Source organism: Pseudomonas cuatrocienegasensis (genome assembly GCF_900110925.1).
Taxonomy (GTDB): Bacteria; Pseudomonadota; Gammaproteobacteria; order Pseudomonadales; family Pseudomonadaceae; genus Aquipseudomonas; species Aquipseudomonas cuatrocienegasensis.
Genome location: NZ_FOFP01000012.1, coordinates 14825 through 30295, shown reverse-complemented (window position 1 = coordinate 30295; position 15471 = coordinate 14825). Strand labels below are relative to the sequence as shown.

Here is a 15471-nt window from a genome sequence, read left to right as displayed (position 1 = left end):
TGCTTGTGTAGGAACGAAAGGGGCGCTTAGCCTTTATTCGCGGTGGTGCTGCGAATTTCGCGAATAAATTCGCTCCTACAGGTATGTAACAGCCCGTTGGAACATAGCCCGTAAATAAGGGTTGAACCGCCGTCTACGGCTTACGATCTGTTATCCAGAATTATCTCCTTCTGTTACCTCATCCCCCCTTTTGCAGGAGCGCGCCGCGCCATGACTGTCGACCAGAGCTGGGTGTTCTTCATCCTCGCGGCCACCATTGTGCTGTTCGTCTGGAGCCGCTGGCGGCATGACGTGGTCGCCCTCGGCGCCCTGCTCGCCTGCGTGCTCACCGGCCTGGTGCCGGAGGCCGAGGCCTTTGCCGGTTTTGGCCATCCCGCGGTGATCACCGTGGCCTGCGTGCTGGTGCTCAGCCACGGCCTGCAAGTGACCGGCGCGGTGGATGCCATGGCCCGGCGCTTACTGCCGGCGACATCCGGCCCGGTGCTGTCGATTGCCGCCCTGACCGCCCTCGGCGCGCTGCTCTCGGCCTTTATGAACAACGTCGGCGCCCTCGCCCTGCTGATGCCTATCGCCCTGCAACTGGCCGGCAAGCTCGACCTGCCGCCGGGCCGTCTGCTGATGCCCCTGGCGTTCGGCACCATTCTCGGCGGCATGACCACGCTGATCGGCACACCACCAAACCTGATCGTCTCCAGCTTCCGCGCGCAGAGCGGCGCGGGCCACTTCGCCATGTTCGACTTCGCCCCGGTGGGGGTCGCCGTGGCGCTCGGCGGCGTGCTGTTTATCGCCCTGCTCGGCTGGCGCCTGGTGCCCAAGCGCAGCGTGCCCACGGCTGCCAGCTTCGAGACCGGCGCCTACCTCACCGAGGCGCGGGTCAAGGAAGGCGCCAGCGTGGCCGGCAAGACCCTGGGCGAAATCGAGCAGCGCCTGGAAAGCGCCGATGCCCAGGTGGTCGGCATGGTGCGCAACAAGTTCCGCGTCTCGGCGCCCAACCCGCGGCGGGTGGTCGAGGTCGATGACATTCTGGTGATCGAAGCCGACCCGGAAGCCCTCGACAGTGTGCTCGGCGACCTCGGCCTGCGCCTGGAGGCGGACGTGCCGACCACCGCGGACAAGGACACCAGCACGGAGAAGGCCGAAGACAAACCGGAAGGCGACACCGACAATGTGCTGCAGGAACTGCTGCTGATGCCCGAGTCGACGCTGCTCGGGCAGAGCGCCAGCGGCCTGCGCCTGCGCAGCCGTTACGCGATCAACCTGCTGGCCATCTCGCGCGAGGGGCACCGCTCGATCAAACGCCTGCGCTCCACCCCGCTGCTGGCGGGTGACGTGCTGCTGATGCAGGGCCAGGCCGAGGATATCGGCGAATTCGCCCGTGACTACACCTGCCTGCCGCTGGCCAACCGCGCCATCAGCCTGGCCGACCGCAGCCAAGCCAATATCGCCCTGGGGGTGATGCTGCTGGCCGTCGCGGCTGCAGCTTTCGGCCTGCTCTCGGCGGCGGTGGCCTTCGCCCTCGGCGTGCTGGTTTACATGGTGCTGCGCGTGGTGCCGCTGCGCTCGGTGTACGAGGCCATCGACTGGCCGGTGATCGTCCTGCTGGGTGCGATGATTCCCGTTGCCGGGGCGATGTCCAGTACCGGCGCCGCCGACCTGCTGGCCCAGGTGCTGATGGACAACCTGGCCCAGGGGCACCCCGTGGTGCTGATGACCCTGTTGCTGGTGGTCACCATGACCCTGTCCGACTTTATGAACAACGCGGCAACCGCCGCCGTGATGTGCCCGATCGCCCTGAGCGCCGCCAACCAGTTGGGCGTCAGCCCTGACGCGATGCTGATGGCGGTGGCGATTGGCGCCTCCTGCTCGTTCCTGACGCCCATCGGCCACCAGAACAACGCGTTGATCCTCACTCCCGGCGGCTTTCGTTTCGGCGATTACTGGCGCATGGGCCTGCCGCTGGAAGTGCTTGTGGTATTGATCAGCGTGCCGTTGCTGCTGTGGGTCTGGCCGCTTTAACAGGCCCCCGTAGGGTGCGCCGTGCGCACCTCCTATTTGTCGCCTGCCGCGGTGCGCACGGTGAACCCTACACGCGGTTTCACTACAGGGCCCGCTGCACTGGCCCGTATTGCGCTTCGTAGCGCGTCAGCAGGCGCTGGAACCACTGGTCCACGGCCGTACCTTCACCCCACGGCTGGGTGCCCAGGCACCAGGCCCAGAACAGCAGGCCGGCGATCAGGTAATCGCTGCCGGCAGGGGCCTCACCGTCCAGGTAAGGTTGCTCCGTCAGCCAGGTTTCCAGGGGCTGCAGGGCCTGGCGCAGCGCCTGCTCGCCCGCCTGGGGGTCGGCGAATGCTTCCAGACTCATGCCCAGGGCCTTTTCCCGGGTGCTGCGGAAATAGGCCTGGTCGGCCTCGGTAATCACCGCGTGTACCCGGGGTACGAGAATTTTCAGCAGCGGCATACGCAGGCTCTGAAACACCACCTTCTCCAACAGCCGCGCGCGAGTCGCGGCGACGCCGTCACCCAGTAGCGGATGCTCCGGGTAAGCGCGGTCCAGATAGGCGAAGATCGCCACACTGTCATGCACCACCTGCTCGCCATCGCGCAACACTGGCACCAGGGTCTGCCCGGAGCAGGCCAGCGGCGCCTTGTCGGTGAAGTTCAGTGGCCGGCTGCTGAACGTCAGGCCCTTGTGTTGCAGCGCCAGGCGCACGCGCCAGCAGTAGGGTGAGAACAGTACGTGCGGATCACTGCCGCACAGTTCAAAGAGTTCGCGCATGGGAGTTCCTTGGATATAAAGAGGCCGGGCGCCCGATAGTGCAGGGCCGTCGCACGCTTGCCAACCGGCGCACGGCTGCGGGCTTCTCAGATGCGGCTGCGCTCAGTAACCTGCAGACGTATGGCGACGTCTATCGTCTGCACTCGCACAAGGCCACATCCTGCATGCCCGCACTTTCGTTTCGTCACTCCCTGCGCCGCCTGTGGGCGCTGGACAAGTTCAGCTACAGCCTACGGGTGTTTATCGCCCTGAGCGGCAGCCTGCTGCTGTGCTGGTCGCAGGACTGGATGCACGCGCTGATTCCGCTGTTTCTCGGCATCATCGCCAGCGCCCTGGCAGAAACCGATGACAGCTGGCAGGGCCGCCTGACCGCGCTGGTGGTCACCCTCGGCTGCTTCAGCGCGGCCGCTTATGCCGTCGAACTGTTGTTCCCCTATCCCTGGCTGTTCGTGATCGCCCTGGCTGTGTCGAGCTTTGCCCTGACCATGTTCGGCGCTCTGGGCGAACGCTACGCTACCCTCGGCTCGGCGACCCTGATCCTCGCCGTGTACAGCATGATCGGCGTTGAACAGCGCGGCGGCATGGCCGGGCTGTGGCTCGAACCATTGCTGCTGGTGGCCGGCGCCGCCTGGTATGGCGTGCTCTCGGTGATCTGGAACGCGCTGTTCGTCAACCAGCCGGTGCAGCACAGCCTGGCCCGGGTGTTCCGCGAGCTGGGCCAGTACCTCAAGCTCAAGGCGGCGTTGTTCGAGCCGCTGCGTCAGCTCGATGTCGAGGAACGCCGCCTGGCCCTGGCGCAGCAGAATGGCCGGGTGGTCAGCGCCCTCAACGCGGCCAAGGAAATCATCCTGCACCGGGTTGGCAACAGCCGCCCCGGCCCCAAGGTCAGCCGCTACCTGAAGTTGTACTTCCTCGCCCAGGACATCCACGAGCGCGCCAGTTCCTCGCATTACCCGTATAACGAACTGGCCGAGGCGTTTTTCCACAGCGATGTGCTGTTCCGCTGCCAGCGTCTGCTGCGCCTGCACGGCAGCGCTTGCCACCGCCTGGCCCACGCCATCGAGCTGCGCCAACCGTTCGAGTACCGCACCCTGTGCAGCGATGCTCTGGACGACTTGCACCAGTCCCTGGAACACCTACATCGCCAGAGCAACCCGGCCTGGCGCCATCTGCTGCGCTCGCTGCGGGCGCTGGCCGGCAACCTCGCCACCCTCGACCAGTTGCTGGGCAATGCCAGCAACCCCGACGCCCTGGCCGAAGAGCAGGACAGCAGCCTGCTCGATCGCGAACCCCAGAGCTTGCGCGATGTCTGGGCGCGCCTGCGCCATCAGTTGACGCCGACCTCGCTGCTGTTCCGTCACGCCCTGCGCCTTTCTCTGGCCCTGGCGGCCGGCTATGGCGTGCTGCACCTGATCCACCCGACCCAGGGCTACTGGATTCTGCTGACCACCCTGTTCGTCTGCCAGCCCAACTACGGCGCGACTCGGCGCAAGCTGGTGCAGCGCATCGTCGGCACGGCCATCGGCCTGCTGATCGGCTGGGCGCTGTTCGACCTGATCCCCAACCCGTTGCTGCAAGCGTTGCTGGCAGTGGCCGCCGGGGTGGTGTTCTTCGCCACCCGCAGCAGCCGCTATACCCTGGCCACGGCGGCGATCACCCTGCTGGTGCTGTTCTGCTTCAACCAGGTCGGCGATGGCTACGGACTGATTGTGCCGCGCCTGGTCGACACCCTGCTCGGCAGCCTGATCGCTGGCCTGGCGGTGTTCCTGATCCTGCCGGACTGGCAGGGCCGCCGGCTGCACCGTGTGGTCGCCACCACCCTGAGCTGCAACAGCACCTACCTGCGCCAGATCATCCAGCAGTACGCCCACGGCAAGCGTGACGACCTGGCCTATCGCCTGGCCCGACGCAACGCGCACAACGCCGATGCGGCCCTGTCCACCACCCTGAGCAACATGCTCATGGAGCCTGGCCACTTCCGTAAGGAAGCCGACGTGGGCTTTCGCTTCCTGGTGCTCTCGCACACCTTGCTGAGTTACCTCTCGGGGTTGGGTGCGCACCGCAGCGAGCGCCTGCCGGAACAGGTACAAGGCCCCCTGCTCGATCAGGCCGAGCGCCTGGCCCAGAGCCTCGACGAAATCGCCGCCGGCCTGCTCGGCAACCAGCCGTTGGCCATCCACAGCGATGCCGAGGAGCAATTGGCCGTGGCCCTGGAACAGGTGGCCGAAGACGCCGAAGACGCCCAGCGCCTGGTACAGACCCAACTGGCGCTGATCTGCCGTCAGCTTGGCCCTTTGCGTACCCTGGGCGCCCACCTGCAAAAACGTCAGCCAGAGGCCGCCGCACACTCCCACGACGCGTGACTGGCGCGCGGACACGGCTTTCTGCCAGTATCTGTCCATCGTTTTCCGTCCATGGCCTGCCTATGCCTGCTGACAGACGTGCCTGCGCCGCCCTTTGGTCATGGACCCTGGCGCTCGGTTGCCTGCTGGGGTTGCTTGGCGCGCTGCTGACCAACCCGGCCCAGGCTGATACGCGCCTGGATGAGCGGACTGCGGCCGTGCCGCTGTACGGCCACGTAGACTACCTGCTCGACCCCCGGGATGAATGGGCGCTGGACGATGTGCTGGATGCCAGCGCGCCCTGGCGTCCAAGCAGCGAGCGCCGCGACCTCGGTTTTGGCTACGTCAGTGGCCCGGTCTGGCTGCGCATGCGCGTCGTTTCCCATGCCCAAACCACCCACAGCTGGCGCCTGGAGCTGGATTACGCCTCACTTGATGACGTGCGCCTTTACGATGTCGGCGCAGACGGCGTGCGCGAATCCCAGGGCGGCGACACCCTGCCCTATGCCCAGCGCAGCATCAGCCACCGCACGCCGGTCTTCGAAATCACCCTGGCCCCCGGCGAACGACGCACCCTGTACCTGCGTGTTAGCTCCCAGGGCAGCATGACCCTGAGCGGCAGCCTGATGAACCTGGCGGACTTCGAGCGCCACAGCCAGGTCAGCTACATCGCCCATGCGCTCTACTGCGGCGTGCTGGTCGCCCTGGGCCTGTACAACCTGCTGCTGTTTCTCGCCCTGCGCGAGCGGCCCTATCTCAACTACGTCCTGTTCATGATTGCTTTCGCCTTTAGCGTGCTCTCGCTCAACGGCCTCGGCGCGCAGTATGTGTGGCCACAGGCCGTCCCCTGGAGCAACCGCATTCTGCCGATCAGCCTGACCCTGGCGGCCTTGCTCGCGATGATCTTCGCCCGCAGTTTTCTCGATACTCGCCAGTGGCTACCACGCTTGGATCGCGTGCTTATCGCATTGTCCTGCGCTGCCGCCCTGGCCCTGCTCGGGACCATGCTGCTGCCGGTGCAGAACGCCCTGCAGACCATGTCGCTGACCGGCCTGCTGGTCACCTTGACGCTACTGATCAGCAGCTTCGTCTGCGTCGGCTACAAGGTGCCCGGTGCCCGTCTGTTCGCCCTGGCCTGGATGATGCTGCTCAGCGGCGCCGTGCTCCTGGCACTGCGCAACTTTGCCCTGATCCCCTCGAACTTCATGACCCTGTACGCCATGCAGATCGGCTCGGGGCTGGAAATGATCCTGCTGTCCTTTGCCCTGGCAGCCCGCTTCAACGAGCTGAAACGGCAGAAGGAAGCCGCTCTGCAGCTCAATGAGAAGGTCCTCGCGCAACGCGTGGCCGAGCGCACCGAGGCCCTGGAAACCGCCAATCGGCGCCTGCGCGACATGGCCCTGCAGGACCCACTGACCGGCCTGGCCAACCGCACCGCACTGCAGCAACAGCTCGAGCAGGCCTTGGCACGCAGCCAGCGTAGTGGGCAGTTGCTCGCCGTGATGCTGATCGACCTGGACGGTTTCAAACCGATCAACGACCAGTACGGCCACGCCTTCGGCGACCGCGTTCTGGCCCAGGTCGCCGAGCGGCTGCGTTATGCGCTGCGCGAAAGCGATCTGCCGGCGCGCCTCGGCGGCGATGAATTCGTGCTGGTCTGCGAGACCGTGCTTTCGCCAGAGCTGGCAACGCAACTGGCCCAGCGAGTACTGCAAGTGCTCGGTGAGTCGATGTCGCTAGAAGGCCAGGCGATCAGCCTCGGCGCCAGTATCGGGATTGCCCTGAGCCTTGGCCAGGAGGACGCCACCGAGCTGATCCGCCGCGCCGATGCGGCGATGTACCGGGCCAAGGCAGCCGGACGTAACCGGATCGAACTGGCTCCGCTGCCTGACTGAGCGCAGCGGGACAACAACGCCCGCCTTGCGGGATAATCCGCGCCCCTGCCAAGCGTGAGCGCACCGTGGACAAAGCCGAACTGCACCGCCAGGTCATCGAACAGCTGCACGCCGAACTGGCCCGTGCCGAGCAGGCGGCGCTGACCGCGCACGAAACCGCCACCCATGCGGAAAATGTCGCCGAAAACAAATACGACACCCTCGGCCTGGAAGCCGCCTACCTGGCCAGCGGCCAGGCGCGACGGGTGGCGCAGCTGCAACAGACGTTGATGACCTGGCGCCAACTGCGCCCGCGACCGTTCGACAGCGATCAGGGCATCCAGCTCGGCGCGTTGGTGCAAACCGTCGATGAGCATAACCGCGAGCAATGGCTATTCCTCGGTCCACCCGGTGCCAGCATGAAACTGCAGCACGCCGGCGAACAGGTACAGGTACTCGGCAGTACGGCGCCGCTGGGCCTGGCTCTGCTCGGCAAACGCCCTGGCGACGAAGTCAGCCTGCAGGTAGGCGCTGCCGGCAGTAGCCTCGAAGTGCTCAGCGCTCTGTAAGCAGGCCGGTGTCGGGCAACTCGCGCCAGGTCAGGTACACGCGCAGGTCGAACTCCAATTGGTGGTAGTCCGGCAGCATGTATTGGCAGAGCTGATAGAACGCCTTGTTGTGATCGCTTTCCTTGAGGTGCGCCAGCTCATGCACCACGATCATCTGCAGGAACTGCGGCGCGGCGTCCTTGAACAGCGCAGCCACCCGAATTTCCTTCTTGGCCTTGAGCTTGCCGCCCTGCACCCGCGACACCGCGGTGTGCAGGCCCAGGGCGCGGTGGGTCAGGTCCAGGCGGTTGTCGAACAGCACCTTGTCGATTGCGGGGGCGTTTTTCAGATGCGCCTGCTTGAGCGCCATGGTGTAGGCGTAGAGCGCTTTGTCACTCTGGATGGCGTGACGCTCGCCATAGCGCTGGGCCAGGTAATCACCCAGGCGCCCCTGGTCGATCAGCGCGCGGATCTTGTCCTGCAGTTCGGTCGGGTAGGCTCGCAGGTATTTCAAAGGCTATGTCCCAAAATCGTGTTGTATCCCCGTGCCAGCCGTCACGCAGCACCGACATGAACCACTGTACCGGTGTAGGAGCCCCGCCTCGGGGCGAGCCGCCATTCAGCTACCTCGGTGTTATCCATGACATTCGCCCCGGGGCGAGGCTCCTACAAAAAGCGCCGGCGCCAGTGTCTTCGCCGTGCTTACTCGCTCGGCACAACCCGCAGCAGTTGTCCTTCGGCACTGTCGGTGAGCAGGTAGAGCGCGCCGTCCGGGCCGTTGCGCACATCACGGATGCGCGACTCCAGCTCCTCGAACAACACCTCCTCACCGGCCAGCTTGCCGTCGTGCAGGCGAATGCGCCGCACGCTGCGTTCGGCCAGGGTGGCAGCGAACAGATCGCCCTGCCACTGCGCAAACAACGTGCCGGTGTACTGGGTCAGGCTGGCGGGCGCGACCGAGGGCGTCCAGTGCAACAGCGGCGGCTGCAAGCCCGGTAGCTCCTGGTAGGGCGAAATACGCGCGCCAGTGTAGTCGACGCCATAGCTGACCAGCGGCCAGCCGTAGTTAAGCCCCGGCTCGATCAGGTTGAGTTCATCACCGCCACGCGGGCCGTGCTCATGGCTGTACAGCCGACGCTGCTGGGCGTCGAAAACGATGCCCTGGACGTTGCGATGGCCCAGGCTGTAAACCTCCGGCGCAGCGCCTGGCTGGCCACGTAGGGGGTTGTCCGCCGGCACGCTGCCGTCGCGGTTCAGCCGCACCAGCTTGCCAAGGTGGTTGGCCGGGTTCTGCGCCTCCTCGCGCAGGTCGAAGGCATCGCCCAGGGTCAGCACCAGGGTAGCGTCCGCCAGAAACGCCAAGCGCCCGCCGTAGTGTGAGGCACCCGCCTTGGCCGGCTGGGCGCTGAACAGCACCCGCACATCCTCCAGGCGCCCATCGACCAGCCGCGCACTGGCCAGGCGGGTGTTGTTAGCCTCCAGGGTGCCGTAGGCATAGGTCAGAAAGATCCGCTGGTTGCGGGCGAAGTCGGGGTCGAGCGCCACCTCCATCAGACCAGCCTGGGCCGCGGTAAACATCTCGGGCAGCCCAGCCAGCGGCTCAGCCTGCAACTGGCCCTGGGCGTCGATCAGACGCAGTCGCCCGACGCGCTCGGTCACCAGCATCCCGCCATCGGGTAGAAACGCCAGCGACCAGGGGTGTTCCAGCCCCGTCACCAGCGTTTCGATACGGTAATCCATGGCCGCCACTGCGTGGGGCGCGGCCATGACCAGACAGAGGGCTGCAGCCTGTTTGATCAACGGGAAAATCCTTGTGTAGAGAGGCTGTAGCGGATCATGCGACACGCCCACGGGTAGGTCGCAGCAAGGCGTAGAACAGCAGGCCGCCGGCACTGGCGCAGGCCATCAGACCCAGGGTGCCAGCCAGCGTGCGATTTGCCGCTATCAGCGTTGGCATGGGAGCCAGGGCATTGGCCACGGCCAGCGCCGCCAACAATGACAGGGCGCCGGCCAGGGCAAACAGGGGCCAGCCGAGGGCGTCACGCCCACGCAGCAGCCACAGGGCCAGCGGCAGGGCCACCAGAAAGGCCGTGGCGACCAACGCAGCCAGGGTCGGACCGAAACCGAGCAGATCCAGGCCGCTGGTATGCAAGCGCACCGTGACCGGCACGGCAATCCCGTGGGCCTGTAGCACCGCAAGATTGAGGTGGGTCTGTAACAGCGAGCCCAGCACAGTAGCCAGCAGCACCGCAGCAAGGAACGGCCGAAATAACAGGGAAATGCGCATGCGTGGATCAGCCCAGCGAAGAGGCCGGCAGTATGGCGCAGCCTGCCCTAGAGCGCGGCGCAGGTGTTTTACATGATTTTTCGCCGGCGCCATGCCGACCGCTCATCGGAAAGCGCTACAGGGCGAGCCGCCGAACACTGCGCGTCAATCCAAAAAACTGACACCCCGTCAGGGGGCACGGCCTCATTGCATAAGGGCTGGCGATTAGCCCAGCCCCCCCCACTCTCCACCTGGGCTACTGGCGCAGTAGTAGCCATTGTCGAATAAGTTCATTTTTTGACGCCATTAAGTCGACGAAATGCACTTACCGCTCTTCTCGCCGCGCCGTATAACGCCAGCGAACGCCCACAGCCGCTAGCCGTCACCCGCCGAGAGCCTGACCATGATCGATCTTGCCACCTGGAACCTGTCCATCCCCGTGGGCGTGCCCGCCACGACCATCACCACCCCCTTACTGGTCGGCGGCTATCAGGATTATTACTTCAAGTCCCTTGATGGCCGCGTGCTGTTCTGGACCCCAGTCAACGGCACCACCACAGCCAATGCCAGCTACCCGCGCAGCGAACTGCGCGAAACCCTGGCCAGCGGCGCATTGCGCAACTGGACCTACCCAGGCGCGCAACACACCCTCAGCGCTCAATTAAGCATTAGCCAAGTGCCCTCGACCGGCAAAATCGTCATCGGCCAGATCCACGCCCACGGCAGCTCACGCCCCATGCTCAAGCTGGAATACCAGTACAAGACCAAGACGGCCACAGCCAATCTGGTCGCCAAGATCCGCAACTCACCCGACGACGCAGAAGGCGCGGTGCTCACCGTGCTCAGCGGCATCCCGCTTAACCAGACCTTCAACTACCGGATCACCCTGACGCCTCAGGGCGTCCTGCAGGTGCAGGTTAACGACCGCCTGCTGACTCGCACCCTGAATTCAAGCTGGGCCGCCAAACCGCTGTACTTCAAGGCTGGCGTCTACGTACAGGACAACAGCGGCTATGAAACCGAAGCAGGCGCTGCAACCTTCTACGACCTGCGCATCAGCCACAGCGCGCCGTGATAATGCGCACAGTGCGCCCTATAGGTAGCTATTGGTCATCTCGTCGACAAAGCCCTCGGCACGCAGCTCGTCCAGGGCTTTCTGCAGGCGCTGCACCACCTCATCCGGGGTGTCTTTGTTCAGCGCCAGATACAGCTCGGCATCATTGAAGCGCAATACCGTGGTCAGTCCGCTCACACCTTCCTGCTTGGCCAGGTAACGACCGACCGGGTCGGTAGTCGCCCACAAATCGATCTTGCCGCTGAGCAGCTTCTTGACGTTTTCCTGATCGCGCAATGCGTTGATCGGCTTGAGCCCCTGGCTCTCCAGATGCTGACTCACCGCATCGTTCTTGTAAGCGCCAACCTGGTACTGGGCCGCATCCTTGAGAGTCTTCAACTCCAGGTTATTGCCAGGCGCGGCGAGCAGCACCCAGCCCGTCTTGGCCAGCGGACCAACCCACTTGAACAGCGGCTGGCGCTCGGGCGTGAAGGTGGTGGAAAACAGGCCGTAATTGGCCTTGTCCAACGTCAGCTTATACAGGCGATCCCAGGGGAAGCGCAGGCTCAAGCTGTAGTTGATGCCGGCCCGCTTGAACATCTCGCGCACAATTTCGGCACTGATACCGTCGATCCCATCGTCACGGGCAAAGTTCTTGTCATCGACCGCCATGTTGAACGGCGGGAAGTTCTCGGTGAGCAACACCACTTTGTAGTCGGCCGGTAACTCAGCCCGCGCGGTCAGAGCCCCCAACATCAGCCCCAACAGCAACCCACTCTTGATCACCTTCATGCATTCCCCCTCTTCGTGCAGTGTCTGTTATGGCCCCTAGCAGCGCTCGACGAGCTTTCGCACAGCACCCCAGACCTCAGCTCTTCTCAAATTCGCGACGAATATTGGCACGCCGCCAGCATGGACCCTACGCAACCACGACTAGGCGCGCAACGATACGCCTCGACAAATGCACAAACCGCACCATGCAGCGCAAGCATCAAGGGGTCTCGCGTGACTGAACGACGCATATAGCCACACCGAGTACACAGCAAAACGCCGCGATCCCCAAGGGCCTCGCGGCGTTTTGCTGGAACACAGATCATCCTGGACGTCAGCATGGCGATATTGCTGACGTCCAGAGCAAGCGCTCAATAGCGCAGAACTACAGGTAGCTGTTGGTCATCTCGTCCACGAAGCCCTCGGCGCGCAGCTCATCCAGGGCCTTCTGCAGGCGCTGCACCACTTCATCCGGGGTATCCTTGTTCAGAGCCAGGTACAACTCGGCCTGATTGAAACGCAGCACCGTGGTCAACCCGCTCACGCCTTCCTGCTTGGCCAGATACCGCCCAACCGGGTCCACAGTGGCCCAAAGGTCGATCTTGCCGCCGGTCAGCTTCTTGATATTTTCCTGATCGCGCAACGCATTGATCGGCTCAAGTCCCTGGCTCTCCAGATGCTGGCTTACGGAGGCGTTCTTGTAGGCACCAACTCGATACTTGGCAGCATCCTTGAGCGTGTTCAGCGTCAACGTGTTGCCCGGTGCCGCCAGCAATACCCAACTGGTCTTGGCCAGCGGGCCGACCCACTTGAACAGTGGCTGGCGCTGGGGTGTCAGGGTGGTGGAAAACAGCCCGTAATTAGGCTTCTCCAGGGTCAATTTATATAAGCGGTCCCAAGGGAAACGCAGGCTCAGGGTGTAGCCAATGCCGGCCCGCTTGAACATCTCGCGCACTATTTCAGCACTGATGCCGTCAATCCCACTGTCTCGAGCAAAGTTCTTGTCATCGATCGCCATATTGAACGGCGGGAAATTCTCGGTGAGCAACACCACCTTGTAGTAAGCCGGTAATTCAGCCCGTACGCTCAACGCAGCCAGCATGAGCCCAATCAACGCACCACATCTGAAAGCCTTCATACCGCCCCCTGCTCGCGCACTGTATCCATCATGGTCCAACGCTTTAGCCTTGATCAACGCCGCGCTCATGTCACAGCCACCCTTAAGGAGGGTTCTTATAAAACGATCAGGCGAAGCAAACACCACACTACGGGCAAGGATACGGATCTACGTTCATGGAAAACGAGAACTGGGTTACAGGTAACGCCCCTGTACCGCGTCAACGAAACCATCCTCGCGCATCTGCTCTAGGGCGGCCTGCAGCGCACTGGCGACCGCATCGGGCGTGTCCCGATTCAACGCCAGATACAGCTGGGCAGTGTCGAAGCGCAAGAGGGTCTTGAGGCCGGTGATGCCTTCCTGCTTGGCCAGGTAGCGGCCGGCTGGATCACCGGTGGCCCACAGGTCGATCTGGCCGCTCACCAGCTTGCGGGCATTTTCCTGGTCACGCAGTGCTGTGAGAGGCTGCAAGCCCTGGCTTTCGAGGTGCTCGGCAATGGCGTCACCCTTGTAGGCACCGACCTTGTAGCCCTTGGCTTCTTCCAGGCTCTGCAGGGTAATGGGGCTGTCGCTGCGGCCCAGCAACACCCAGTCGTCCGGGCCGATCGGGCCTACCCACTTGAACAACGCCTCACGCTCGGGCAAGCGGGCGGTGACGAATACGCCGTAGCCGGGTTTCTCCAGCGCTAGCTTGTAAATCCGGTCCCAGGGAAATCGCAGTGTGAGGTCGTAAGCGATACCGGCACGCTTGAACATCTCACGCACGATATCGGTGGCAATGCCGTTGATATTGGCATCGTGCGCGAAGTTCTTGCCATTCACAGCCATGTTGTAAGGCGGGAAGTTCTCGGTCAGCAGTACCACGCGGTAATTCGGATCAACCTGCGCACGCGCAGCACCCGACAGCAACAACAGAACACCGGCAAGAGCCAGTAACAGACGCTTGTACATAGAGAACAACCCGAGTGAATTCAAAACATACACGCAGCTTAGCGCTATTTTGGCGCACGCCGAGGGTATAACGCACAGTCCGGAAGCCAGGGTCTGTTGCCGTTTCGTCGCACGCTGCGTTGCCGCGAACGAAATGGCAGCCCCTAGCGCACCACAATGCCGCGGCTGGCCAGGTAGGCCTTGGCCTCCGGCACGGTGTATTCGCCGAAGTGGAAGATGCTCGCCGCCAATACCGCTGCCGCCTTGCCTTCGATAATGCCGTCGGCCAGGTGTTGCAGGTTGCCGACGCCGCCAGAGGCGATCACCGGGATACCGACCATTTCGCTGATAGCGCGGGTCACACCGAGGTCGTAGCCGCTTTTCACGCCGTCCTGATCCATGCTGGTCAGGAGGATTTCACCGGCGCCGAGGTCTTCCATCTTTTTCGCCCAGAGCACCGCATCCAGGCCGGTGGGTTTGCGCCCGCCGTGGGTGAATATCTCCCAACGCGGGGTTTCGCCCGGCTTGGAGACCTTCTTCGCGTCGATGGCCACCACGATGCACTGCGAGCCAAAGCGCGAGGCGGCTTCGCCGACGAACTCCGGAGTGAATACCGCAGCGGTGTTGATCGACACCTTGTCCGCGCCGGCATTGAGCAGGTTGCGGATGTCCTGCACGGTGCGCACGCCGCCGCCGACGGTCAGCGGGATAAATACCTGACTGGCCATACGCTCGACGGTAAGCAGCGTGGTATCCCGGCCATCGACACTGGCAGTGATATCGAGAAAGGTAATCTCGTCGGCACCCTGCTCGTCGTAGCGTCGGGCGATTTCTACCGGGTCGCCGGCGTCGCGGATATTCTCGAACTGCACGCCCTTGACCACGCGGCCGTTGTCCACGTCGAGGCAGGGGATGATGCGTTTGGCGAGGGCCATAACAGATATCTCTCGTAGGGTGGACAACCGCGTAGCGTTGTCCACCAGGTCACCAAGTAGGCGGTGGACAAGCAAAGCGTTGTCCACCCTACAGCTCACATCAACCCTTGAAGTTGTCGCAGAACGCCTGCGCTTCAGCCACATCCAGGGTGCCTTCATAGATGGCCCGGCCGGTGATGGCGCCGATGATGCCGGGCGAGCGCGCCAGCAGCAGCTTCTCGATATCGCTGAGGTTGTGGATACCGCCCGAGGCGATCACCGGAATGCGACTGGCCGCAGCCAGGGCCGCAGTGGCCTCGACGTTGCAGCCCTGCATCATGCCGTCTTTGGCGATGTCGGTATAAACGATGGCCGATACGCCGTCAGCCTCGAAGCGCTTGGCCAAATCGGTGGCCTGCACCGTGGACACTTCCGCCCAGCCATCGGTGGCAACGAAGCCGTCTTTGGCATCCAGGCCAACGATCACCTTGCCGGGGAAGGCTTTACAGGCGTCGGTGACAAACTGCGGATCCTTCACCGCCTTGGTGCCGATAATCACGTAGCTGACGCCAGCACGTACGTAGTGCTCGATGGTTTCCAGGGTGCGGATACCGCCGCCGATCTGGATCGGCAGAGTCGGATAGCGCTTGGCGATGGCGGTGACCACCTCGCCATTGACCGGCTGACCCTCGAAGGCGCCGTTGAGGTCAACCAGGTGCAGACGCCGGCAACCACCCTCGACCCACTTGGCGGCCATGCTCACCGGATCATCGGAGAACACTGTGGAATCTTCCATGCGGCCCTGGCGCAAGCGCACGCAGGCGCCGTCTTTCAGGTCGATAGCGGGGATAATCAGCATCGGTTGAACCTGCTTTA

At 63.7% G+C, this 15471-nt stretch carries 14 protein-coding genes; 5 read left to right on the top strand and 9 right to left on the bottom strand.

Annotated features, from left to right (window positions below; genetic code table 11):
- Positions 1–210 precede the first annotated feature (210 nt).
- Positions 211–2016, top strand: a complete 1806-nt coding sequence (locus BMW49_RS16425) for an SLC13 family permease (protein ID WP_069520961.1) — start codon at positions 211–213, stop codon at positions 2014–2016.
- An 82-nt stretch (positions 2017–2098) separates the two neighbouring features.
- Here the strand turns inward: BMW49_RS16425 and BMW49_RS16420 are convergent, their stop codons facing one another.
- Entirely contained in the window at positions 2099–2779 is a 681-nt protein-coding gene (locus tag BMW49_RS16420; protein WP_069520963.1) for a glutathione S-transferase family protein, read from the bottom strand.
- A gap of 164 nt (positions 2780–2943) precedes the next feature.
- Here BMW49_RS16420 and yccS point away from each other — a divergent pair, with 164 nt between their 5' ends.
- The 3 genes from yccS (at position 2944) to BMW49_RS16405 (ending at position 7564) form a co-directional block, all read left to right on the top strand.
- Entirely contained in the window at positions 2944–5142 is a 2199-nt protein-coding gene (yccS, locus tag BMW49_RS16415) for a YccS family putative transporter (RefSeq protein WP_069521010.1), read from the top strand.
- A gap of 62 nt (positions 5143–5204) precedes the next feature.
- A complete protein-coding gene (locus tag BMW49_RS16410) occupies positions 5205–7016 on the top strand; it encodes a diguanylate cyclase (protein WP_069520965.1) in 1812 nt (603 codons plus the stop codon).
- 65 nt (positions 7017–7081) lie between these two features.
- The gene (locus BMW49_RS16405) at positions 7082–7564 is read left to right on the top strand and encodes a GreA/GreB family elongation factor (RefSeq protein WP_069520967.1); all 483 of its coding nucleotides are present in this window, start codon (positions 7082–7084) and stop codon (positions 7562–7564) included.
- Here BMW49_RS16405 and BMW49_RS16400 read toward each other — a convergent pair.
- From BMW49_RS16400 to BMW49_RS16390, 3 genes are all read right to left on the bottom strand, one after another.
- Positions 7551–8057, bottom strand: coding sequence for a M48 metallopeptidase family protein (locus BMW49_RS16400; RefSeq protein ID WP_069520969.1), 507 nt, complete (start codon positions 8055–8057; stop codon positions 7551–7553). The two genes, BMW49_RS16405 and BMW49_RS16400, sit on opposite strands and share 14 nt — an antisense overlap.
- A 188-nt stretch (positions 8058–8245) precedes the next feature.
- Positions 8246–9310: a PQQ-dependent sugar dehydrogenase gene (locus tag BMW49_RS16395; RefSeq protein WP_090391014.1), complete on the bottom strand. Its 1065-nt coding sequence runs from the start codon at positions 9308–9310 to the stop codon at positions 8246–8248.
- A gap of 67 nt (positions 9311–9377) precedes the next feature.
- Complete coding sequence (locus tag BMW49_RS16390) at positions 9378–9830, bottom strand: hypothetical protein (protein WP_069520974.1); 453 nt, start codon at positions 9828–9830, stop codon at positions 9378–9380.
- 382 nt (positions 9831–10212) lie between these two features.
- On the opposite strand from BMW49_RS16390, the gene BMW49_RS16385 reads away from it, so the two are divergent.
- The gene (locus tag BMW49_RS16385; RefSeq protein ID WP_069520976.1) at positions 10213–10884 is read left to right on the top strand and encodes a polysaccharide lyase family 7 protein; all 672 of its coding nucleotides are present in this window, start codon (positions 10213–10215) and stop codon (positions 10882–10884) included.
- Positions 10885–10902: 18 nt separating this feature from the next.
- Here BMW49_RS16385 and BMW49_RS16380 read toward each other — a convergent pair whose 3' ends face one another.
- From BMW49_RS16380 to hisA, 5 genes are all read right to left on the bottom strand, one after another.
- On the bottom strand, positions 10903–11655 hold the full coding sequence (locus tag BMW49_RS16380; RefSeq protein WP_069520978.1) for a substrate-binding periplasmic protein: 753 nt from the start codon (positions 11653–11655) through the stop codon (positions 10903–10905).
- 364 nt (positions 11656–12019) lie between these two features.
- Entirely contained in the window at positions 12020–12772 is a 753-nt protein-coding gene (locus tag BMW49_RS16375; protein WP_069520980.1) for a substrate-binding periplasmic protein, read from the bottom strand.
- A gap of 174 nt (positions 12773–12946) precedes the next feature.
- A complete protein-coding gene (locus BMW49_RS16370) occupies positions 12947–13702 on the bottom strand; it encodes a substrate-binding periplasmic protein (RefSeq protein ID WP_069520982.1) in 756 nt (251 codons plus the stop codon).
- Between the two features lie 143 nt (positions 13703–13845).
- Positions 13846–14616 (bottom strand): imidazole glycerol phosphate synthase subunit HisF, encoded by a 771-nt coding sequence (gene hisF, locus BMW49_RS16365; RefSeq protein ID WP_069520984.1) that lies wholly within the window; start codon positions 14614–14616, stop codon positions 13846–13848.
- Positions 14617–14716: 100 nt separating this feature from the next.
- Positions 14717–15454: a 1-(5-phosphoribosyl)-5-[(5-phosphoribosylamino)methylideneamino]imidazole-4-carboxamide isomerase gene (gene hisA / locus BMW49_RS16360; RefSeq protein ID WP_069520986.1), complete on the bottom strand. Its 738-nt coding sequence runs from the start codon at positions 15452–15454 to the stop codon at positions 14717–14719.
- Between the last annotated feature and the right edge of the window lie 17 nt (positions 15455–15471).

Bases quoted from the DNA above. Each gene is read 5' to 3' on its own strand.
- BMW49_RS16410 (WP_069520965.1), top strand. From the start codon at position 5,205: ATGCCTGCTGACAGACGTGCCTGCGCCGCCCTTTGGTCATGGACCCTG.
- BMW49_RS16420 (WP_069520963.1), bottom strand. From the start codon at position 2,779: ATGCGCGAACTCTTTGAACTGTGCGGCAGTGATCCGCACGTACTGTTC.
- hisF (WP_069520984.1), bottom strand. From the start codon at position 14,616: ATGGCCCTCGCCAAACGCATCATCCCCTGCCTCGACGTGGACAACGGC.
- hisA (WP_069520986.1), bottom strand. From the start codon at position 15,454: ATGCTGATTATCCCCGCTATCGACCTGAAAGACGGCGCCTGCGTGCGC.
- BMW49_RS16370 (WP_069520982.1), bottom strand. From the start codon at position 13,702: ATGTACAAGCGTCTGTTACTGGCTCTTGCCGGTGTTCTGTTGTTGCTG.
- BMW49_RS16375 (WP_069520980.1), bottom strand. From the start codon at position 12,772: ATGAAGGCTTTCAGATGTGGTGCGTTGATTGGGCTCATGCTGGCTGCG.
- BMW49_RS16390 (WP_069520974.1), bottom strand. From the start codon at position 9,830: ATGCGCATTTCCCTGTTATTTCGGCCGTTCCTTGCTGCGGTGCTGCTG.
- BMW49_RS16385 (WP_069520976.1), top strand. From the start codon at position 10,213: ATGATCGATCTTGCCACCTGGAACCTGTCCATCCCCGTGGGCGTGCCC.
- BMW49_RS16395 (WP_090391014.1), bottom strand. From the start codon at position 9,310: ATGGCCGCGCCCCACGCAGTGGCGGCCATGGATTACCGTATCGAAACG.
- yccS (WP_069521010.1), top strand. From the start codon at position 2,944: ATGCCCGCACTTTCGTTTCGTCACTCCCTGCGCCGCCTGTGGGCGCTG.
- BMW49_RS16425 (WP_069520961.1), top strand. From the start codon at position 211: ATGACTGTCGACCAGAGCTGGGTGTTCTTCATCCTCGCGGCCACCATT.
- BMW49_RS16380 (WP_069520978.1), bottom strand. From the start codon at position 11,655: ATGAAGGTGATCAAGAGTGGGTTGCTGTTGGGGCTGATGTTGGGGGCT.